The sequence below is a fragment of the Roseateles aquae genome, from assembly GCF_032337115.1.
Taxonomy (GTDB): domain Bacteria; phylum Pseudomonadota; class Gammaproteobacteria; order Burkholderiales; family Burkholderiaceae_C; genus Roseateles_C; species Roseateles_C aquae.
Window position 1 is genome coordinate 18,876 of the sequence record NZ_JAVXZY010000009.1, and the last position, 21,787, is coordinate 40,662.

General features: G+C 66.5%; 17 protein-coding genes. 12 read left to right on the top strand and 5 right to left on the bottom strand.

The window, feature by feature from the left end:
• The first annotated feature begins 50 nt into the window (after window positions 1–50).
• From RQP53_RS19080 to RQP53_RS19125, 10 genes are all read left to right on the top strand, one after another.
• Window positions 51–728 (top strand): GntR family transcriptional regulator, encoded by a 678-nt coding sequence (locus RQP53_RS19080; protein ID WP_315652281.1) that lies wholly within the window; start codon window positions 51–53, stop codon window positions 726–728.
• Entirely contained in the window at window positions 725–1,672 is a 948-nt protein-coding gene (gene puuE, locus RQP53_RS19085; protein ID WP_315652282.1) for an allantoinase PuuE, read from the top strand. Before RQP53_RS19080 ends, puuE begins: the two co-directional genes overlap by 4 nt.
• The gene (uraD, locus tag RQP53_RS19090) at window positions 1,663–3,456 is read left to right on the top strand and encodes a 2-oxo-4-hydroxy-4-carboxy-5-ureidoimidazoline decarboxylase (protein WP_315652283.1); all 1,794 of its coding nucleotides are present in this window, start codon (window positions 1,663–1,665) and stop codon (window positions 3,454–3,456) included. The genes puuE and uraD overlap by 10 nt, the downstream gene beginning before the upstream one ends.
• Window positions 3,453–4,697, top strand: coding sequence for a M20 family metallopeptidase (locus RQP53_RS19095; protein ID WP_315652284.1), 1,245 nt, complete (start codon window positions 3,453–3,455; stop codon window positions 4,695–4,697). The genes uraD and RQP53_RS19095 overlap by 4 nt, the downstream gene beginning before the upstream one ends.
• A gap of 110 nt (window positions 4,698–4,807) precedes the next feature.
• Window positions 4,808–5,623: a substrate-binding periplasmic protein gene (locus RQP53_RS19100; RefSeq protein ID WP_315652285.1), complete on the top strand. Its 816-nt coding sequence runs from the start codon at window positions 4,808–4,810 to the stop codon at window positions 5,621–5,623.
• An 81-nt stretch (window positions 5,624–5,704) separates the two neighbouring features.
• Complete coding sequence (locus RQP53_RS19105) at window positions 5,705–6,157, top strand: copper chaperone PCu(A)C (RefSeq protein ID WP_315652286.1); 453 nt, start codon at window positions 5,705–5,707, stop codon at window positions 6,155–6,157.
• 34 nt (window positions 6,158–6,191) lie between these two features.
• Window positions 6,192–6,590, top strand: a complete 399-nt coding sequence (locus tag RQP53_RS19110; RefSeq protein WP_315652287.1) for a DUF2946 family protein — start codon at window positions 6,192–6,194, stop codon at window positions 6,588–6,590.
• Between the two features lie 126 nt (window positions 6,591–6,716).
• Window positions 6,717–9,092 (top strand): TonB-dependent receptor, encoded by a 2,376-nt coding sequence (locus tag RQP53_RS19115; RefSeq protein WP_315652288.1) that lies wholly within the window; start codon window positions 6,717–6,719, stop codon window positions 9,090–9,092.
• A gap of 23 nt (window positions 9,093–9,115) precedes the next feature.
• On the top strand, window positions 9,116–9,658 hold the full coding sequence (locus RQP53_RS19120) for a YcnI family copper-binding membrane protein (protein ID WP_315652289.1): 543 nt from the start codon (window positions 9,116–9,118) through the stop codon (window positions 9,656–9,658).
• Between the two features lie 687 nt (window positions 9,659–10,345).
• Window positions 10,346–12,046, top strand: coding sequence for an MFS transporter (locus RQP53_RS19125; RefSeq protein WP_315652290.1), 1,701 nt, complete (start codon window positions 10,346–10,348; stop codon window positions 12,044–12,046).
• Between the two features lie 22 nt (window positions 12,047–12,068).
• Here the strand turns inward: RQP53_RS19125 and RQP53_RS19130 are convergent, their stop codons facing one another.
• On the bottom strand, window positions 12,069–13,307 hold the full coding sequence (locus tag RQP53_RS19130) for a class I SAM-dependent methyltransferase (protein ID WP_315652291.1): 1,239 nt from the start codon (window positions 13,305–13,307) through the stop codon (window positions 12,069–12,071).
• Window positions 13,308–13,604: 297 nt separating this feature from the next.
• Here RQP53_RS19130 and RQP53_RS19135 point away from each other — a divergent pair, with 297 nt between their 5' ends.
• The gene (locus RQP53_RS19135) at window positions 13,605–15,251 is read left to right on the top strand and encodes a hypothetical protein (RefSeq protein WP_315652292.1); all 1,647 of its coding nucleotides are present in this window, start codon (window positions 13,605–13,607) and stop codon (window positions 15,249–15,251) included.
• 48 nt (window positions 15,252–15,299) lie between these two features.
• On the opposite strand, the gene argJ is transcribed toward RQP53_RS19135, so the two are convergent.
• From argJ to secA, 4 genes are all read right to left on the bottom strand, one after another.
• Window positions 15,300–16,541, bottom strand: a complete 1,242-nt coding sequence (gene argJ / locus RQP53_RS19140) for a bifunctional glutamate N-acetyltransferase/amino-acid acetyltransferase ArgJ (RefSeq protein WP_315652293.1) — start codon at window positions 16,539–16,541, stop codon at window positions 15,300–15,302.
• 190 nt (window positions 16,542–16,731) lie between these two features.
• Window positions 16,732–17,403, bottom strand: coding sequence for a PEP-CTERM sorting domain-containing protein (locus RQP53_RS19145; RefSeq protein ID WP_315652294.1), 672 nt, complete (start codon window positions 17,401–17,403; stop codon window positions 16,732–16,734).
• Window positions 17,404–17,561: 158 nt separating this feature from the next.
• A complete protein-coding gene (locus RQP53_RS19150) occupies window positions 17,562–18,053 on the bottom strand; it encodes an FxDxF family PEP-CTERM protein (RefSeq protein WP_315652295.1) in 492 nt (163 codons plus the stop codon).
• 251 nt (window positions 18,054–18,304) lie between these two features.
• Window positions 18,305–21,040: a preprotein translocase subunit SecA gene (secA, locus tag RQP53_RS19155; protein ID WP_315652296.1), complete on the bottom strand. Its 2,736-nt coding sequence runs from the start codon at window positions 21,038–21,040 to the stop codon at window positions 18,305–18,307.
• 350 nt (window positions 21,041–21,390) lie between these two features.
• Here secA and RQP53_RS19160 point away from each other — a divergent pair, with 350 nt between their 5' ends.
• A complete protein-coding gene (locus RQP53_RS19160; protein WP_315652297.1) occupies window positions 21,391–21,714 on the top strand; it encodes a hypothetical protein in 324 nt (107 codons plus the stop codon).
• Window positions 21,715–21,787 lie beyond the last annotated feature (73 nt).

Sequence of the window (21,787 nt, forward strand, 5' to 3'; positions counted from 1 at the left end):
GATGGAATCCATTCAGTGATGCGCAAAGTGTATACACTTCTGCACACATCATGAGCAGCCTGAGCCCTCCAGAAAGCAGCACCGAGCGCATCGCCGCCTCGATCACCGAGGCCATCGTCGAGCGGCGGCTGATGCCCGGCACCAAGCTCGCGGAGCAAAAGCTGGCCGAGATCTACGGCGTGTCGCGCACCCTCGTCCGCCAGGCGCTCAACCAGCTCAGCCGCGACCGGCTGGTGACGCTGACGCCGGCGCGCGGCGCCTATGTGGCCGAGCCCAGCGTCGAGGAAGCGCGCCAGGTCTTCGCGGTGCGCCAGATGCTGGAAACGCAGATGCTGGTGAGCCTCAGCAAAAGCATCAGCGCGGCGCAGATCAAGCAGCTGCGCGCGCATCTGAAGCTGGAGCGCGCGGCGATCGCGCGCACCGATGTCAGCGGCCGCACCCGGCTGCTGGCCGACTTCCATGTGCTGCTGGCACGCATGCAGGGCAATGAGGTGCTGGCCCAGCTGCTCACCGAGCTGCTGTCGCGCTGCTCGCTGATCGCGCTGATGTACCAGAGCTCGCATTCAGCGGCCGAGTCGCAGGCCGAGCACGAGGCCATCGTCGATGCGCTGGAGGCCGGCGACTCACGCGGCCTGGTCAAGCTGATGCAGGCCCACCTGGGCAATGTTGAAGCCAATCTGCGGCTCAAGCCGCGGGTGCAGGATTTGAAGGCGGTATTGAAGACATGACGACCCCACGCTACCCCCGCGATCTGATCGGCTATGGCCGCACTCCCCCGCAGGCGCAATGGCCGGGCCAGGCCCGCATCGCCGTGCAGTTCGTGCTGAACTACGAGGAAGGCGGCGAGAACTCGGTGCTGCATGGCGATGCCGGCAGCGAGCAATTCCTCTCCGAGATGTTCAACCCGGCCAGCTACGCGGCCCGCCATCTCAGCATGGAAGGCATCTACGAATACGGCTCACGCGTTGGCGTCTGGCGCCTGCTGCGAGAGTTCGAACGGCGCCAGCTGCCGCTGACGGTATTCGGCGTTTCGATGGCCTTGCAACGCCACCCTGAGCTGACACAAGCCTTCGTCGAACTCGGCCACGAGATCGCCTGCCATGGCTGGCGCTGGATTCACTATCAGGGCATGGACGCCGATACCGAGCGTCAGCACATGAACGAAGCCATGGCCATCATCGAACAGCTGACCGGGCACCGCGCCCTGGGCTGGTACACCGGCCGCGACAGCCCCAACACCCGCCGCCTGGTGGCCGACCATGGCGGCTTCGAGTACGACAGCGATTACTACGGCGACGACCTGCCCTTCTGGCTGAACGTGCGAAAGAGCGATGGCAGCCTGGCGCCGCGGCTGGTCGTGCCCTACACGCTGGACTGCAATGACATGCGCTTTGCACTGCCACAGGGCTTCAGCCATGGCGACGAGTTCTTCAACTACCTGCGCGACAGCTTCGACGTGCTCTACGCCGAGGGTGCCGAGGCCCCGAAGATGATGAGCATCGGCATGCACTGCCGGCTGCTCGGTCGGCCTGGCCGGCTGCGTGCGCTGCAGCGTTTTCTGGACCACGTGCAGCGCCACGAACAGGTCTGGATCTGCCGCCGCATCGACATCGCCCGCCACTGGCGCGCCGTTCACCCCTTTGACAGCGAGACCGCCTTTGTATGGGAATGACGCTGGATCAACTCAATGCCGCAGACACGGCCGGCTTCGTCGCCCTGCTCGACGGCATCTATGAGCACTCGCCCTGGATCGCTGAACGGGCAGCCGCACAGCGCCCGCCCACCGGCTTTGCCAGCCTGGCACAGCTGAAGGCGGCCCTGGCCGGCGTCGTTCGCGGCGCCACGCGCGCGGAACAGCTGGGCCTGATTCGCGCCCACCCGGAGCTGGCCGGCAAGGCCATGGTCAGTAGGACGCTGACGGCCGAGTCCAGCCACGAGCAGAGCAAGGCCGGCCTGACCGATTGCTCGCCCGAGGAATTCGAGCGGCTGCAGCAGCTCAACCGTGACTACAACAAGCGCTTCGGCTGGCCTTTCATCCTGGCAGTGCGCGGCCCCCGCGGCCTCGGCCTGAGTCGCGAGCACATCATCGCCACCTTCGCGCGCCGGCTCGAGTCGCAGCCGGACGAGGAACTGGCCGAGTGCCTGCGCAATATCCACCGCATCGCTGAAATCCGCTTGAACGACAAGTTCGGCGTCACGCCGCACTTGGGCAATCAGGTCTGGGACTGGGCCGAGCAACTGGCCGTGCACAGCGAGCCTGGCTACCAGGAGCAGGGCCAGCTGACCGTCACCTACCTCAGCGCGGCCCACCAGGCCGTGGCCGCACAACTGCGCGACTGGATGCGGCAGGACTGCGGCTTTGACGAGGTGCAGATCGATGCGGTCGGCAATGTCGTCGGGCTCTACCACGGCAATGACGCGGCCGCGCCGCGGCTGCTGACCGGCAGCCACTACGACACCGTGCGCAATGCCGGCAAGTACGACGGCCGGCTGGGCATTCTGGTGCCCATGGCCTGCGTGCGCGAGCTGCACCGCGCCGGCCGCCGCCTGCCCTTCGCCATCGAGGTGATCGGCTTTGCCGAGGAAGAAGGCCAGCGCTATGCCGCGACCTTTCTGGGCTCCGGCGCCCTGGTCGGTCAGTTCGACCCCGCCTGGCTGGCCCAGCGAGACGAGCAAGGCATCGCCATGCGCGAGGCCATGCTGGCCGCCGGCCTGCCCGGCGATATGGCGGCCATCGCGGCGCTGCGACGCGATCCGGCCCGCTACCTGGGCTTCGTCGAGGTTCATATCGAGCAGGGCCCGGTGCTCAATGCGCTGGACCTGCCGCTGGGCGTCGTCAGCTCCATCAATGGCAGCAAGCGCTACACCGGCGAGGTCATCGGGCAGGCCAGCCATGCCGGCACCACGCCGATGGGCCGCCGGCGCGATGCGGCGGTGGCGGTGGCCGAACTGATGCTGTATGTGGAGCAGCGCGCCGCGGCCGTGCCCGATGGGGTCGGCACAATCGGGCTGCTCGAAGTGCCCGGCGGATCGATCAACGTCGTGCCGGGCCGCTGCCGCTTCAGCCTGGACCTGCGCGCCACCACCGACGCCGCCCGCGACGCACTCACTGACGATGTGCTGGCCAAGCTGGACGACATCTGCGCCCGCCGCGGTTTGCATGTGCAGCTGACGCCCACCTTGGCCGCCCCGGCCGCACCCAGCGACCCACGCTGGCAAGCGCGCTGGGAAGCCGCCGTGCTGAGCCTGGGCCTGCCGCTGCACCGCCTGCCCTCCGGCGCCGGCCACGATGCGATGAAGCTGCACGAGGCCTTGCCGCAGGCCATGCTGTTCCTGCGCGGCGGCAATGGCGGCATCAGCCACAACCCGCTGGAATCGATCAGCAACGACGACAGCGAACTCTGCGTGCAGGCCTTCCAGGCGCTGCTCGAGCAACTCGCCAAGGACTTCAGATGAGCGAACTCAGCAAGGACAGCTTTGCACGGCTGGATCAATGGGTCGATGCCCATTTCGACGAAGAAGTGCGCTTTCTGCAGGCGCTGGTGCAGCAGCCCACCGACACCCCGCCCGGCAACAACGCGCCCCATGCCGAGCTGACCGCCCGGCTGCTGGCCGAGATGGGTCTGCCCGCCGAGCAGCACCCGGTGCCGGCGGCGCAGGTCCAGGCCCAGGGCATGCAGAGCATCACCAATCTGATCGTGCGCCGCCGCTTCGCCGAGCAGGGGCCGGTGATTGCCTTGAATGCGCATGGCGATGTCGTGCCGCCCGGCGAAGGCTGGCGCCATGGCCCCTACAGCGGCGAGCTCGTGGACGGCAAGCTCTACGGCCGTGCCGCCGCCGTCAGCAAGAGCGATTTCGCCAGCTACACCTTTGCGCTGCGAGCGCTGGAATCGCTCGGTCTGCCGCTGAAAGGCAGCGTCGAGCTGCACTTCACCTACGACGAGGAATTCGGCGGCGAGCTGGGCCCCGGCTGGCTGCTCGCCCAGGGCCTGACGCGGCCGAACCTGCTGATCGCCGCGGGCTTCAGCTATCAGGTCGTCACCGCCCACAACGGCTGCCTGCAGCTGGAAGTGACGGTGCATGGCAAGCAGGCCCACGCCGCGATTCCGCACACCGGCGTCGATGCGCTGCAAGGCGCGGTCGCCATCCTCAACGCGCTCTATGCCGAGAACCAGCGCTACCGCCAGATCTGCAGCCAGGTGCCGGGCATCAGCCATCCCTATCTGAACGTCGGCCGCATCGAGGGGGGCAGCAATACCAATGTCGTGCCCGGCAAGGTCGTGATCAAGCTGGACCGCCGGATGATTCCCGAGGAAGACCCGGTCGCCGTCGAGGCCGAGGTCCGCGCCCTGATCGAGCGCACGGCTGCCGCCCAGCCCGGCATCAGCATCGAAATCCGCCGCCTGCTGCTGGCCAAGAGCCTGCAGCCCCTGCCCGGCAATGCGGCACTGGTCGCCGCCTTGCAAAAGCATGGCGAGGCCGTCTTTGGCGAGCCCATCCCGACCTCGGGCACGCCGCTGTACACCGATGTGCGGCTCTATGGCGCCTACGGCATCCCCGCGGCGATTTACGGCGCCGGGCCGCGCACGGTGCTGGAATCCAATGCCAAACGCGCCGATGAGCATCTGCAGCTGGACGACCTGCGCCGCGCCACCAAGGTCGTGGCGCGCACGCTGGCCGAGCTGCTGAAAGCCTGACAGAAGGCCCGAGTGAAAGCGCGATTGAGGCGGTACAGACCGCCCAATTGATGGTTTTGGCGGCCCGGCTTCGTGCCACACTTGGGGCTTGCCTGAGCCGCAAGGATGCCGTGACCACCCGTCGTGAAGCCCTGATCGCTGCTGCCCTGCTGATGGGCCCGGCCCTGAGTCTGGCCCAGGGTCGCGGGCCCGTGCCGCGCGGCTCGCTGAGCCTGCTCAGCTATTACGACTACCCGCCTTTCAGCACCGGCCCGCACGAGGGGCTGAATTTCGAGCTGCAGGCCTGGCTGCGCCAGCGCAGCGACAGCCCGCTGGACAGCTGCGAGCTGGAAGTGCTGCCGCGCCGCCGCGTCAACGCCCGGGTCGAGGCTCCGGGCTGGTCGGGCCTGGTGCCCTGGGTGGCGCCGAGCTGGTTCAAAGACCCCGATCGCAAGCTCTTCGTCTGGTCGGCCCCGGTGCTGGACGATGAAGACCTGGTGCTATCGCTGCGCCGCAACCCGCTGCTGTTCGACGGCATGGCTTCGCTGCGTGGCCGCACGCTGGGCGGTGTGTTCGGCCATGTCTACGCCGACGCCGACCCGCTGGCCGAGCGTGGCGAGCTGCGCCGCTTTGACTCCTTCACCCAGGAAGCCAATCTGCGCATGCTGCTGGCCGGCCGGGTGGATGCCATCTTCCTGTCGCGCAGCGGCCTGCCCTGGTGGCGCCAGCGCTTTCCCGAATTTGACGAGCAGTTGCAGGTATCGCTGAAGCCACGGATGCGCTATCAACGCCATCTGATGCTCTCGCCGCTATTGCCCGACGGCCTGCGCGAGTGGCTGCTCGACGCCGCCGCGCAAATGGGCAGCGACCCCGCCTGGCGCGAGGCACTGCGCCGCTACGGCCTGCCGGTGGCCGGTGCCGAGCGCCAGGAAGCCCGGCAGGCTTGAGCATCGTCAAGCCCGCCCCTGGTGCCCCGCCTACAATCCGCGCCTGTTCCTACTGGGCCGCCGCCCTGATCGAGAGCCTTCATGTCCAAACGCCTGCCCTGCCTTGCCCTGTTCTCCGCTTTGCTGTTCAGCGGCATGGTTCAGGCCCAGGTACAAGCCAGCCAGGCCTGGGCGCGGGCCACGGTGGCGCAGCAAAAGGCCACCGGTGTCTTCCTGACGCTGACCGCGGCCAAGGACGCGCGACTGGTCGAGCTGAGCTCGCCGGTGGCCGGCATCGCCGAGGTGCACGAGATGGTGATGGACGGCAGCACGATGAAGATGCGTGCCCTGCCCGTGCTGGCGCTGCAGGCCGGCAAGCCCGTCGAGCTCAAGCCCGGCGGCCTGCACCTGATGCTGATGGATCTAAAGCGCCCCATCGCCGCCGGCGATCTGGTGCCGCTGAGCCTGGTGTTTGAAGATGCCGCCCGCCAACGCCAAACCCTGGAGCTGCAGGTGCCGGCTCGCCAGCTCGGCACGATGCCGGCAGTGCACTGAGCCCGTCCGCCCACTGAGCTGAGCTGATTTTTCTATGCGCGCCCGCCCCTGTGCCCTGCAACGCTGGCTGGTCCTCGCGGCCCTGCTGCTGGCGACGCTGGCGCCGGCGGTCTCGCAGGCGCTGGCCTGGTCGCGCGGCGACGCGCTGGCCTGGAGCCAGGTCTGCCGCGCCAGCGTCGTCTCGCCGCGGGCGCAAGCGTCCATCCTGGCGGCCCGCGCGGCCAAGGACAAGGAGTCCGTCCACGGCCTGTTCGAACATTGCCCCAGCTGCGCCGCGCAGGCGCAAGACCTGGCCCCGCCGCCGGCCACCGGCCTGGCGCTGCCGGCCCGCCTCGAACCGAGCCAGGCCATGCCCGAGCGCTTTTTCAGCGCTGCGGTCACCAACCCGGTCTGGCTGCCCGGCCAGTCCCGCGCCCCGCCATCCCTGATCTGAAGCCTTGAATCGTCGGGCTGTCTGCGCTTGGTTCAAGCGCCCGGCCCGTGCGCTGCTGCCCCGCGCCTGGGCGCCGGCACAGCAGGTTTTTTGGGCTGCCACGGGCAGCCATCGCCTCAGATCATCATGAAGAAATCACTCTCCGGCGCCGCCCCGCGTGCGTCCCGCCATGCTATTGCCATGGCCGCCCTGCTGGCGGCCGTGCCCGCCCTGGCACAGGAATTCGCCAGCACCGAACCCGATGCGCTGCGCCGCCTCGGCATCGTCGTCGTCAACGGCAGCGCACCGACCTCGCTGCCGACCACCATTCCCACCACCATCGAAGGCCTCAACGCCGCCGAGATCGCCAAGACGATCAACGCCACCGACGCCGAAGACGCCCTCAAATACCTGCCCAGCCTGCTGGTGCGCAAGCGCTATATCGGCGACTACAACCACGCCGTGCTCTCGACCCGCGCCTCCGGCACCGGCAACAGCGCCCGCTCGCTGGTCTACGCCGATGGCATCCCGCTGTCCAATCTGCTCGGCAACGGCGCCACCTTCACGCCGCGCTGGGCGCTGGTGACGCCCGAGGAGATCGAGCGCGTCGACGTGCTCTACGGCCCTTTCTCGCCCGCCTATGCCGGCAATTCGGTCGGCGCCGTGGTGGACTACCAAACCCGCATGCCCAAGGCCTTCGAGGCCCATGCCAAGCTGAGCGTCTTCAGCCAGCCCTTCTCGCTCTACAACAGCAAGAAGACCTATGGCGGCAGTCAGGCCAGTGCCTCACTGGGCGACCGCTACGGCAACTTCACGTGGTGGCTGAACCTCAACCATCTGGACAGCGATGGTCAACCGCTGACCTTCATCACCAAGCCGGTCTCGAGCAGCGCCGCCGGCAGCGCCGACACCGTCGTCAGCGGCAATGTGCTGGGCGCTGACAAGAGCAATGTGCCCTGGCAGATGCTCGGCGCTGGCACGCAGTACCACAGCAAGCAGGACCACGCCAAGCTGAAGCTGGCGCTGGACCTCACACCGCAGCTGCGCCTGAGCTATCTGGCCTCGCTGTGGCAGAACCGCAGCGAGGGCCAGAGCGAGAGCTGGCTGCGCGACGCCAGCGGCAAGACGGTCTACGGCCCGGGTGCCATCGCCATCGGCGGCAAAAAGTACACGCTGGCCGCGACCGACTTCAACCAGAACCGCGACAGGCTTGAGCACCTGATGCAGGGCCTGACGCTGAAGAGCAATACCCGCGGCGCCTTCGACTTCGAACTGGCCGCCTCGCAGTACGACTACCGCCAGGACGACTCGCGTGCACCCAATGCGCCCAAGAGCCTGGCCAAGCCGGCCGCCGATGACGGCGGCCCGGGCCGCCTGAGCGATCTGGCCGGCACCGGCTGGCGCACCTTGGCCGCCAAGGGCGTCTGGCGCCCGGCGGGCAGCGCCCATGTGATCGAAGGCGGCCTGCAACAGGAAAGCTACCGCTGGCAGCAGCGCCAGACCGATCTCAACGGCAACTGGCTCAGCGACAGCGCCGAGGCCGCGGGCAACAAGCTCTTCCTGGCCTTCGTCGGCAAGACCCAGCTGCGCAGCGCCTGGGCCCAGGATGCCTGGCAGGTCGACGGCAAGCTCAAGGCCGTGCTGGGCCTGCGCGCCGAGGAATGGCATGCGTTCGAGGGCGCCAAGACCACGGCCGATCTGAAGACGCTCGGCTACCAGGATCGTGTCGAGCGCTACCTCTCGCCCAAGGCCGCCTTGGGCTATGAGCTCAGTAGCGACTGGTCGCTGAAGCTGGCCACCGGTCGCGCGGTGCGCATGCCCACCGTGGGCGAGCTGTTCCAGGGCGGCAGCAACAGCAGCGGCAACTACACGCCCAATGATCCGGTCACCAACCCAAACCTGAAGCCCGAACAGGGCTGGACCAGCGAAGCCAGCGCCATCTGGAGCCAGGGCGATCAGCAGCTGCGCAGCACGCTGTTCCACGAGGACACCCGTGACGCGCTCTATTCGCAGCAAACCGAATGGGCGCCGGGCAAGTTCGTCAGCAGCACGCAAAACATTGGCCGCATCCGCACCATCGGCCTGGAGCTGGCCTATCAAAGCAGCGATGTGTTGTTGAAGGGCCTGGATCTGCAAGGCAGCCTCACCTATGCCGACTCCAAGATCCTGGCCAACGACGGCTTCGTGAGCACGCCCGGCGACACCATCGGCAAGCAGCAGCCACGCGTGCCCAAATGGCGGGCCAGCGCCATGCTCAGCTACGCGCTGAGCCCGAGCCTGAGCGCCAGCTACGGCCTGCGCTACTCGGGCAATCAATGGGGCACCTTGAACAACAGCGACCCCAACGGCTTTGCCTACCAGGGCTTCTCCAAGTTCTTCAGCACCGATCTGCGCGTGGTCTGGAAAGCCGCCAAGCAATGGACCGTCGCCGCCGGCATCGACAACCTGAACAACTACCAGTTCTGGAACTTCCACCCCTATCCGCAACGCAGCTTCAACGCCGAACTGCGCTTCGATCTGTGAACCAGCTGCTCAGGAGGCAAGACATGACCCCCATCCAACATCTCCTCACCTTCGGCCTGGCAGCCCTGCTGGGCCATGCACAGGCCCACGTCACGCTGGAACAGGGCGAGGCCATCGCCGGCAGCCCCTACAAGGCCGTGTTCAAGGTCGGCCACGGCTGCGACGGCAGTGCCACCACCCGCATCAGCGTGCAGTTGCCGGCCGGCTTCCGTGGCGCCAAGCCCCAGCCCAAGCCGGGCTGGACGCTCGCCATCCGCAAGGACAAGCTGACCACGCCGTATGAGAGCCACGGCAAGACCATCAGCGAAGACGTCGTCGAACTGGTGTGGACTGCCAGCAGCGAGGCCAGCTACCTGCAGGACGCCTGGTATGACGAGTTCGTGCTGCGCGGCAGCCTGCCGGAGACGCCGGGCCCGCTGTGGTTCAAGGTGCGCCAGAGCTGCCAGCAAGGCGAATGGTTCTGGGCCGAGCAGCCCGCCAGCGGCAGTTCGACCAAGGGCCTGAAGGCGCCGGCGGTGCTCTTGATGCTGAAGAAGCCCGAGGCGGCCGGCGAGCATCAACACTGAGTCACGCGACTGGAAATTGGCGGTAAAAGCAGGCCAAACAGATGGCAAGCTTTGGCGCCGGTTCTTGGCGCTTTTGCCCGCGGCGCAGCAGCGAAGATACAAGCCATGACGCAACGCCCTGCTGCCCACCGCCCGCCTCCAGCCCTGCTGGCCACGCCGCTCCTCAGCCCTGCGTGTGAAGACGAAGCCGGCAGCTTCGGCCCGCCCAGGCTCGTGTCGTCAAGCTGATTCCCAAGCGCCCAGGCTGCGGGCCGCCGGTCTCAAGCCGGCAGCTTGCCTCGCCATGCGCACCCAGCGCTTCGCATTCACATCGCAGCCCCACAGGCCGGAGACGGCCCTGTCCATGGGCGATGTTGTCGCGCTCTTGCGGCGGCCCCACCCGGGGCCGCCTTTTTTGCGCGCCTGGCAAGTTACGGCGCGAAGTGCCATGAAACAGGCCAGGCCCTCATCAGGAACCCGACCACAGAGACACAGAGTCACGGAGGAATTCAAAGCGCTTTGGCTCTGTGTTTCCTCTGTGGCTCCGTGGCTCTGTGGTCGGTTTTTGCGCCTCCACATCGTCTGGCACCTACTCTTGGCACGGTGGCTTCCGGCAGGGCGGGATGATCTGCATTGCCGCGAGCCTGGGCCCCGGGATAATCCGCCGCTTCACCGGATGAGGGCGCGCTGCACGACGGCGCGGCAAGAATGAGACTTCCAAACCTGCTGGGAAGCAAGAACGGGCGCCTGGCTGCCTTTTTCCTGCTGTATGTGACCGAGGGCATTCCACTGGGCTTCGCAACGGTAGCGGTCGCCACGCAGCTGCGCCGCATGGGCGTGGGCCCGGCCGAGATCGGCGCCTTCGTCGGCTCCTTCTACATTCCCTGGGCCTTCAAATGGGCCTTCGGCCCCTTCATCGACGTGTTCCGCTCCAAACGCTGGGGCCATCGCCGCGCCTGGATCATCGCCACCCAGGTGCTGATGGCGGCCAGCCTGATGGCGCTGGTGGCCGTGCCGCTGCCGGCGGCGCTGGGCCTGTTCACCACCATGCTGCTGGTGCACAACACCTTTGGCGGCATGCAGGATGTGGCAATCGACTCGCTGGCCTGCAACACCTTGGCCGAGGATGAACGGGGCCTGGCCAACGGGCTGATGTTTGCCGGCGCCAGTCTGGGGCAGGCCATCGGTGGCAGCGGCGTGCTGTTCCTGATGAGCGTGATCGGCTTCCAGCCCAGCTTCGTGATGGTGGCGGCCGCCATCCTGGCGGTGACGGTGCTGGTCGTGCTGCCGATGAAGGAGGCCGTGGTCAGCCAGATGGAAGAGGCTGTACGTGCCAGCGGCCTGCGTGCCGCCGGTGCCGAGATGCGCCAGTTTGCGGTGCAATCGTTCCGCTCTTTCATTGGTTCAGAAGGCGCCTTCAGCGGTGTGTTCTTCGCGCTGCTGCCGGCCGGCGCGATGGCACTGGGCCTGGCCCTGCAATCGAACCTGGCTGTCGAATTCGGCATGGACGATGACGCCGTCGCCTGGCTGAATCTGTGGACCATGGTGGTGACCGGCCTGTGCATGGTGATCGGCGGCTACCTCTCCGACAAGCTGGGTCGCCGGCTGACGCTGTTCGTCTACACCGCGCTGATGAGCGTGCCCGTCATCTATCTGTGGGCGGTGATGCGTCAGCATGGTTACGACATGCCCCGCCCGGCCGGAAGTGCGCCCATCCCGGAGTTGATCTCCGCGCTGTGGCTGGCAACGATTTCTTACAGCGCGTTCAATGGCCTGATGTACGGCACGCGGGCCGCCGCGTTCATGGACGTGACCAACCCGCGTGTCGCCGCGACCCAGTTCACGGCCTATATGGCCATGGGCAATCTGGCCATCGCCATTGCGGCGACCTGGCAAGGGGTGGTCGCCGAGGCCTTTGGTTATCAGATGACCCTGCTGATTGATGCGGTCACCGGCGTCCTGTCGCTGGCCCTGCTGCACAAGATGAAGCCCCCCAGCGGCAATGCGATGAGCGACGCCAAGACGGTGGGCCGGGCACGCAAATCGGCCCTGGTGCTGGGCCTGTGCTGCCTGGCCTGGCTGCCCTGCTGGGCCTACAAGGACAGCTTCGGCGAGGGCCTGTCGCTGATGCAGACCTTCTTCACCCTGGTCTTCGTCAGCTCGGGCCTGTTCCTGCTGGCGGCGCGCGAGGTGCTGGGCCGCGAAGCGGGCCGCCTCGCCAGCCTCGTACCGGCGACGGCGCTGCTGCTGTTGCTGATCTACCTGCGCAAATGGATGGACGGGCTGGCGAGCCTGCCGCCGCTGATGCATGCCGCGGAGGCGCTGCTGTGGCTGGTGCCCTTGCTGGGCGGCCTGCTGCTGATCGCGGTCTCGCGCCTGTCCTGGCAGGTGCTCGAACGCGAGGCCTGAGTCCTGATGTGCCGGCCGGCGCTCAGGCCGCCAGCAGGCTCTGCAAGGCCTGCTCGCGAATGCCGTAGAAACGCTTGATGTCGTCGATCTGTGCCAGCACGGCCGCCCGGTGCTCGGCGCTGGCCGGTGTGTTGCGGCGCACGGCCAGAATCATCTTGTTCTTGCTGGTGTGCTCCAGCGCGACGAACTCGAACACCTGGGTGTCGTAGCCCTCGGCATCGAGCAGCAGCGCGCGCAGGCCATCGGTCACCATCTCGGCCTCCTGGCCCAGATGGATGCCATGCTGCAAAAGCGGCTTTAGCAAGGCCGGGCTCTTCATCTGCGGCCGCAGCTGCTTGTGGCAGCAGGGTGAGCACATGATGACCTGGGCCCCGGCGCGCAGCCCCAGATGGATGGCGTAGTCGGTGGCGATGTCGCAGGCATGCAGCGCGATCATCACGTCGATTCGCGCCGGCGTGTAGGAGCGCACATCGCCTTGATCAAAACGCAGCCCGGCCACGCCATTGAGGCCGTGACGGGCCGCGGCATCGCCGCAGAGGCGCACCATGTCCTCGCGCAGCTCGACGCCGGTCACCTGCGCGTCCTTGCCCAGCTGGCGCAGCCAGTCATGCATCGCAAAGGTCAGATAGCCCTTGCCGGAGCCAAAGTCGGCCACATGGACGGCGTCGCGCTGGTCCAGGCCGGAGCTCTTCAGCGCCGCGGCAAAGATCTCGATGAATTTGTTGATCTGCTTCCATTTGCGCGCCATCGCCGGCACCAGCTGCTGCTCGCCGCGAACCTGCTGAGCCAGTCCCAGATCAAGCCAGAACGGCTTTTGCAGATCGAGGTAGCGCTGCTTGTCCTTGTCATGGCCGGCGCCGCCGGTCACGGGCACATCAACAGGGGCGGCCAGCTTGCCAACCCGCAGCGTCGGCCGGCCCTTGCGGCTGTAGGCCAGCTGCACATCCTCATGGCGCGTGATCAGGTGGGCGTGGGCAAAGCGCGTGCCCAACAGCGATTGCAGCAGGCCGAGGCCCTCGTCCAGGCTGTGGTTCTTGGTCACATCCTTGGTGCGGTAGCGCCACAGCAGGCTCAGCTGGCGCTCGCCGCGCAACAGGATCTCGCGCACCTGCAGATGGTCCAGCCCGTCGTCGTCGCCGAGCGGCTTGCCGAGCTTGAGCTTGACCAGGGTCTGGGCCTGCAGCGCCAGAGCCAGCAGGCGCATGAAGCGCGAAGGAGCGTCGGCCGGCGCCGTTGGACCATCAATGAGGGAGGTGAACATAGCTGCGGCCGCAAGACCCGGGGGCAAAGCTCGATTTTCCGTCATTCCCGGCCGCTTCTCCCGCGAGTGCCGCGCGGCGCGCTGGCGCAAAGTGCGGGCAGCGTCGAGACCTGCGCCGTCGCCGGTGGCGTCAAAGCTGGCGTCAAAGCTGGCGTCAAAGCTGGCGTCAAAGCTGGCGTCAAAGCTGGCGTCAAAGCTGGCGTCAAGGTTACCGTCACAATAGCGGCCCGGGCGCAGGGCCGGTCCTGCCAGGATCTGTAGCGCAGCTGCCCGCCCTGCCCTTGCAACCAAGCCTCCATGCAGACAGACGATTCAGCCACGGCCCCTCCGCTGCTCACCGCCCAGGTGACGCCGCACGACCACATGCTGCTGAACCGCATCGCCCAGCAACTGGCAGCCTGGCACAACCGACACCCGCTGGCGCGCCGCATCAAGCCGGCCGATGTGCACACCATCGGTGTGATCGCGCTGCCCTATATGCGCGCCGGGCGGCCTGAGATGCCCGTCGAGCCGCCCGTCGAGCCGGCTGTGGATCTGGTCGACGACCCCGCCCATAGTGAGGCTGCCGCCGCCTTCGAGGCCATGGCCGCCGATGCCGACCATCCGGCTCATTTCACCGAAGCACGGCCGTCGCTGCCGCAAAGGCTGCTGGCAGCCCTGCGCGCCCTGCTGCCAGGCGGCAAGAAGACCAACAAGAGCCAATGGCCGGCCTTCAGCGAGCAATTCCTGGTTGGCCTGAGCGCGCGCGATGTGGCCCGCTTTGCCGATCGCTATGGCTACCGCCAGCAGCCCGGCTCGGGCAAGCTGCCGCAGCGCCAGATTGCGGTTGACGACAGCCTGGCTGCCGGCGACGGCAGCGTGGCCGGCGCCTGGCCCTGCGAGGTCTACCTGCTCAGCGCCGCCATCGAGGCCGGCCCGGCCAAGAGCCGTGTGCTGCTGGCCGAAGGCGCCGGGCAGAAGCTTCATTTCATCGGCCCACGCTGCCTGCATCCGCTGCGCCTGGGCATGGCCGCCTTTGCCGTCGCGCTGGGCCTGGGTGTGGCCGCGGTGCTGCTGACCCAGCCAAGCCAGCGGCGCGCACCAATTGCCACGCCCACGGCTCCTACCGTGGCTACAGCAGCAAGTGCAGCCGCCAGCGCTGTCCTGCCCGCCGCCTCTGCACCGCCCATGGCTGCCAGCAGCCCGCCTGAGCCGGCCAGTGCGGTAGCGAGTGCTGTTGAGGCGGCCAGTGCGCCCAGCAACGGCGCCAGTGTTGCCGTCCCCGTCCCCATCACAGCCACCGCGACGCCCGCCCCTGCCCCCGTCGCCAGCGCCGCGACGCCGCCTGTTGCCGCCGCGCCCGCGGCCAGCATGGTCAAGCCCGGCGTCCCCGCTTCGGCGCTGCCGCCCAACGATCCGAATGCGCCCGATATCCGTCCGCATCTGGGCCCTGGCCGGCCGCGGATGGCCGAGGCGGCCGGCAAGAGCAGCGGCAAGGGCGAAGACAACGCAACTGACAAGCCAGCGACCAAGGCTGTCGACAAGCCATCCGCCAGAAGTGCAGAGCGCGGCGCTGAGAGAAAGCCGGCCGCGACCGACGAGAAGTCGTCAGAAAAGGCCAGCGAGAGGGCCAGCACGAAGTCCACCGAGCCCGCTCGACGCGATGCCGTCAAAGCCTTGGAAGGCAAGCCGGCCGGCAAGGCCGCCGCGGCCGATGAGGGTCGTCAGGTCGCGCTGGTGGCCCAGCCGGTGCCCAGCCGCGCCGAGGCCGAATCGCTGCTGCTGCGCATGCGCACCACCGTGGGCGCGACCCTGCGCGACTCCAGCAGCCTGCAAGCCCAGGTGTTCGAGACGCCGGAAGGCTGGCGGGCCGCCGTCTGGCCCTTTGCCAGCCGTGAAGAGGCCCAGCTGATCAACGCGACGCTGATCGCTCGCGGCCTGCGCACCAAGGCGGTCGACTTTTAAGCCTCACTGCCGGGCGTCGGGCGCCCCGCAGCCCAGAACCCAGGCGCTTCAGCTGCGGTAGTCGGCGTTGATGCTGACGTAGTCGTGGCTCAGATCGCAGGTCCAGACGGTGGTCTGGGCCAGGCCGCGATGCAGGTTCACGCGCACGGTGATTTCAGCCTGCTTCATCACGCGCTGGCCATCCTCCTCGCGATAGTCGGAGTGGCGGCCACCGTGGCGAACGACATGAACGTCGTCAAGAAAGAGGTCGATCAGCGTCTGATCCAGATCGGCAATGCCGGCGTAGCCGACCGCCGCCAGAATGCGGCCCAGGTTCGGGTCGCTGGCGAAGAAGGCGGTCTTGACCAGCGGTGAATGGGCAATCGCGTAGGCAGCCAACGCGCATTCGGCTTCGTCTCGCCCGCCCTCGACGACGACGCTGATGAATTTGGTCGCGCCCTCGCCGTCTCGCACGATGGCCTGGGCCAGCTGCTGCGACACGGCGATCACCGCGTCACGCAAGACCTGACCCTCGGCCGAGGCCAGCGACTCGATCCGCGCATGGCCGGCCTTGTGCGTGGCGATCAGCACGAAGGAGTCGTTCGTCGAGGTATCGCCATCGATGGTGATGCGATTGAAGGACGCATCGGCCGCGTCGCGCACCAGGCTTTGCAGCAGTTCCGGTGCGATGTTCGCGTCGGTCGCCACATAGCCCAGCATCGTGGCCATATTCGGTCGGATCATGCCGGCGCCCTTGGAGATGCCGGTGATGGTGACCGTCTTGCCGCCGATCTGCACCTGGCGCGAAGCGGCCTTGGGCAAGGTATCGGTGGTCATGATGCCGGCAGCGGCTTCGTCCCAGGCGTCGGCGCGCAGCGCCTGCAGCGCCGCCGGCAGCCCGGCGATGATGCGATCGACCGGCAGCGTCTCCATGATCACGCCGGTGCTGAAGGGCAGGATTTGCGAGGGCTGCACGCCCATCAGCTCGGCCAGCGCCGCGCAGCTCTGGCGCGCGCGCGCCAGGCCGTCTTCACCCGTGCCGGCATTGGCATTGCCGGTGTTGACCAGGATGGCGCGGATGCCGCTGTGCTGATCGTGCACCGCGGACAGATGCTCACGGCAGACCTGCACCGGCGCCGCGCAGAAGCGGTTCTTGGTGAACACGCCGGCCACCGAACTGCCCTCGTCCAGCGCAATCACGCTCAGGTCGCGGCGGTTGGCCTTGCGCACGCCGGCCATGGTGACGCCCAGGCGCACACCGGCCACGGGATGAAGGGATGCGGGATCGGGGGCGCTCAGATTGACGGGCATGGCGGGCAGACTTCAGGAGATGGCAATGCCGCGAATTGTATGTAGGTGGGGCAAGCTAAGGCGGCCTTGCCAGCCGCTCAACAGCCGCCGCGCCCACAAAAAAAAAAGGGCGACACCTCGCGGCATCGCCCTTCCCCAACCTCTTGTGGAGTTCTCTACGGCCAGCTTCTGCGGCTGGCCTGGTATGGCTTCAGCGGCTCTGACGGCGCTTGGACAGGAATCCAACGACGGCCAAACCGGCCAGCATCAGCGCGTAGCTGGTCGGCTCCGGCACCGGCGTCGCGGAGACCAGATCCTGGAAATTGGCGCTGCTCAGCTTGTTGATCGTGTAGAGCTCGGCGCCCTTGTAGTTCACGGCGCTGTTCAGATAGCCATTGACCAAGGAGACGAAACCGGCGTTGTCGCTGGCGCTGCCATTGGTCAGCGATTCAAAGGAGAAGTCGCCATTGCCGGGTGTGACGCTGAAGACCGCAGATTTGGTTTCATGCGTGATCTCCCAGATCGCCGTCTGGAAAGCGGCCTGCTGCGTGGTGGTGGTCACCGAGGCATAGCTGCTGGAGAACAGGCCTTGCAGCGCGCTCGCCTGACGGCCGCTGAAGCTGCCGATGGTGAAGGTCTGGAAACCGTCACCGGCTTCGCTGTGGTCTTGGGCCAGTTCGACGCAATAGGCCAGGAAGCTCTTGCCGCCGCGCGTGGTGTACTGCAGTGCGCCGGTGTCGTAGTCGTCGGTGCCGCTGGTGGACAGGGCCACCTGGCCGGGCTGCGCGGCGGAGAACTGCATCTCCACCGTGCCCAGCGCCATGGCAGAGCCCGTGGCCCACAGGGCCAGGGCGGCGATCAGCGTGTTCTTGCTAGCGGTCATGATGTGTGGCCTCGGGTTTTCTTGCTTCGTTCTTGTTGCGCTCGCCCCATTGATCGGGGCATGGTCGCACTGTAGGTGGGTCGCGTTACGCTGGCATCCCGCGTCGGCGGGGGACGGGCAGGCGGCGTGTGAACTTCAGCACGCCGACCGCGCTTTGCTCAACGTTGCTTGCGGCGACGCACCAGGGCCATGGCACCCAGCGCGGCCAGGCTCAATGCCACCGAGGCGGGTTCCGGCACCTGCAGCGTGCCATCCAGGTTGCCGAAGGCCTTCTTCGATTGGTCCACACCGGTGACGGTCAGGTACCAGGTACCGGCGCTGAGGTAGGTCGGCTTGAAGGCCCAGTGTTCGGTGCCGGCGGCAGCATCGTTCATCTTGCTGAAGTCGATGGTCTGCGTGCCATTGCTCAGCACGGCGCTGCCGATGGCGACGTCGTCGGCGACCTTGCTGTAGGTCTTCAGATTGCCGTGCAGGGTCTCAGCCTTGTTCAGCGTGAAACTGAAATTTCCGGTGAAAGCGCCCTTGGGCAGATTGCTCAGCGAGAACTCGACACCAGAAGCAGTGACAACCAGCGGCGTGTACACCGGCGCGGCCATCACTGGCGTGGCAGCAGCGAGGACCAAACTAACGATTGCAGACTTGAAGAACATGTCCCTACCCAGTCGATGATTTTGCTTTGCAGCGTTGCGCTGCGAATCCGTTGCAGCGATGGGCTTCAATGTAGGGGGTGCAGGGGTAAACGCGCACCCCTCATCCGCATGGAACAAGGCAGGAACACGCCAACAAACTCACGTTTCCCCCGTGAATGAGCGGGTAGAAGGGCAAGAAGTTAGAGAAGCGACTCCAGAAAACGAAAGGGTCGCCGCAGCGACCCTTTCGATTCAGAGGCGAGCCTGAACGCTCAGCTCAGCTTGCCATGGCAGGCCTTGAACTTCTTGCCGCTGCCGCAGGGGCAGGGGTCATTGCGACCGACATGCAGAGGCATGGTGGCCGGATCGACCTCTTGGGACACCGAGCCATCCTCGTTCGGATGGGTGTAGGTGACGTTGCTGACCTTCTCGACCCGCTCCTCGATGGCCTCGGCGGCCTGCGAGGCCTCTTCCTGGCTCTGGATACGCACATTCAGCAGCACGCGGGTGACTTCCATCTTGACCACATCGAGCAGCTGCGAGAACAGATCGAAGGCCTCGCGCTTGTATTCCTGCTTGGGGTTCTTCTGTGCATAACCACGCAGATGAATGCCCTGGCGCAGATAGTCCAAGGCGGCCAGATGCTCGCGCCAGTGCTGATCGATCGACTGCAGCAACACCATGCGCATAAAGGGCGTGAACTGCTCGACGCCGATCAGGTCCAGCTTGCGCTGGAAGGCGGCATCGCCAGCGGCAACGACCTTCTCGACGATGTCCTCATCGGTGATCGCGTCGCTCTTGGCCACCTCGGCCAGCAGCGGCACCTCAAGCTGCCATTCGTCCTTGAGCACGCGCTCCAGCTGGGCCAGATCCCACTGCTCTTCCAGGCTGCCGGCCGGCACAAAGGTGCGCACCACATCGGTCAGCGTCGAGGCGCGCAGATTGCCGATCTGGGCGACCAGCGACTCGGCCTCGAGAATGTCGTTGCGCTGTTGGTAGATCACCTTGCGCTGGTCGTTGGAGACATCGTCGTACTCCAGCAGCTGCTTGCGGATATCGAAGTTACGCGCCTCGACCTTGCGCTGCGCGCCTTCGATCGAACGAGTGACGATGCCCGCCTCGATGGCCTCGCCTTCGGGCATCTTCAGACGGTCCATGATGGCGCGAACGCGATCGCCGGCAAAGATGCGCATCAGCTGATCGTCCAGCGACAGGTAGAAGCGCGAGGAGCCCGGATCGCCCTGGCGGCCCGAACGGCCACGCAGCTGGTTGTCGATACGGCGGCTTTCGTGACGCTCGGTGGCGATGATGCGCAGGCCGCCTTGGGCCTTGACGGCCTCGTGCAGGCCTTGCCATTCGTCCTTCAGCTGCTGGATGCGACGCGCCTTGTCGTCGGCTGCAATCGCCTCGTCGGCCTCGATGAACTGGATCTGCTTCTCGACATTGCCGCCCAGCACGATGTCAGTACCACGACCGGCCATATTGGTGGCGATGGTGATCACACCGGGACGGCCGGCCTGGGCAACGATCTCGGCTTCCTTGGCGTGCTGCTTGGCATTGAGCACCTGGTGCGGCAGCTTGGCCTGGGTCAGCAGCGCCGAGATCAGCTCGGAGTTCTCGATCGAGGTGGTCCCCACCAGCACCGGCTGGCCGCGCTTGTGGCAGTCGCGGATGTCTTCGATGACGGCGGTGAACTTTTCCTTCGAAGTCTTGTAGACCAGGTCGAGCTCGTCCTTGCGCACGGTCGGCCGGTTCGGCGGAATCACGACGGTTTCCAGACCGTAGATTTCCTGGAACTCGTAGGCCTCGGTATCGGCCGTGCCGGTCATGCCCGACAGCTTGCCGTACATGCGGAAATAGTTCTGGAAGGTGATCGAAGCCAGCGTCTGGTTCTCGCTCTGGATCTTGACGCCTTCCTTGGCCTCGACGGCCTGGTGCAGGCCATCGCTCCAGCGCCGGCCGGTCATCAGGCGGCCGGTGAATTCATCAACGATGACGACTTCGCCGTTCTGCACCACATAGTGCTGGTCGCGGTGGTAGACGTGGTGGGCACGCAGCGCGGCGTACACATGGTGCATCAGCGTGATGTTGGCGGCGTCATAGAGGCTGGCGCCTTCCGGCAGCAGGCCGGCTTCAGCCAGCAGACGCTCGGCGTTCTCGTGACCGTCTTCGGTCAGGTAGATCTGGTGCGACTTCTCATCGACGGTGAAGTCGCCCGGCTCGATCACGCCTTCGCCGGTGCGGATGTCGAGCTCGCCAATCTGCTTCTTCAGCTTCGGCGCAACGGCATTGATGGCCAGATAGACATCGGTCTGGTCTTCGGCCTGGCCGGAGATGATCAGCGGTGTACGGGCCTCATCGATCAGGATGGAGTCGACCTCGTCGACGATGGCATAGGACAGGGCGCGCTGCACGCGATCGCGCGTGTCGTGGACCATGTTGTCGCGCAGATAGTCGAAGCCGTACTCGTTGTTCGTGCCGTAGGTGATATCGGCGTTGTAGGCGGCCTGCTTTTCCTCGCGTGTCATCTGCGGCAGGTTGATACCAACAGTCAGGCCAAGGAAGTTGTACAGCTTGGCCATCCACTCGGCGTCGCGGCGTGCCAGGTAGTCGTTGACCGTCACCACGTGCACGCCCTTGCCGCTCAGCGCGTTCAGGTAGACCGGCAGCGTGGCCATCAGCGTCTTGCCTTCGCCGGTGCGCATTTCGGCCACCTTGCCGGCGTTGAGCACCATGCCGCCGATCAGCTGCACATCAAAGTGGCGCATCTTCAGCGCCCGCTTGCCGGCCTCGCGACAGACGGCGAAGGCCTCGGGCAGCAGGTCGTCCAACGAGGTGCCGGACTGAACCCGCTGCTTGAATTCCTCGGTCTTGGCCTTCAGCGCGGCGTCGTCCAGCGCCTCGAACTGCGGCTCCAGCGCATTGATCTGCGCAACGACGCGGCGGTATTGCTTGAGCAGCCGGTCATTGCGGCTACCGAAAATCTGGGTGAGAAGCTTGGGCAACATGCAGCGTCTGATTCTTTGCGTGGTGGCGGGGTGTCTGCGCGGCGGCCGGTCAACGGGCACGATCGTCGCGTAGTACCCCAGGCTTGAGCACCCGGTGCTCAAGTGTCTGGTCTTGTTTGGAGCGGTTCTGCGGGCCTCTCCACATGGGGCTGGTGCGCCGGGATGCAAGCCCCTCGGGCCCGCGGTCCATGCACATCCCTTGCGCCATCATTGACGGCCCGGTCGACCGGCTCGCGCCGGCAGCCGACGGTCCCTGGCGAGGCCCTGGACAGTCCCGAGAAAAACCCGCGGAGTTTAGCACCCGTGCATGGCGGGCTCGCCTGGCCGGGCTCGGGGACTACACTGAGACCATGCGCCGCTTTCAACGTTCCAGCCTCAACGTGCCCGATCCTCAGCCGATCGCACAGGCCCTGGCCGGGCATGAGGGCCTGGCACGGCTGGGTGCCTTGCTGGCAGCCTCCAATGCCCGGATGGCGCTGGTGGCGCCGCTGCTGCCAGGCGCACTGGTGCGCTTTGTCAAGCCTGGCCCCATCGATGAAGACGGCTGGAGCCTGCTGGCCGCCAATGCTGCTGTCGCCGCCAAGCTGCGCCATCTGCAGCCTCGGCTGGAGGCCTTGATGATGGAACGGGGGCTGAGCCCTCACCGTGTACGGATCAAGGTCCAGCAGGGCTGAGCGAGAACACCGCCAACTCACCGCTGCACGCGGCCAGTGATCGGTTCGCAGGGGCGAAAAAAAACGAGCCAGC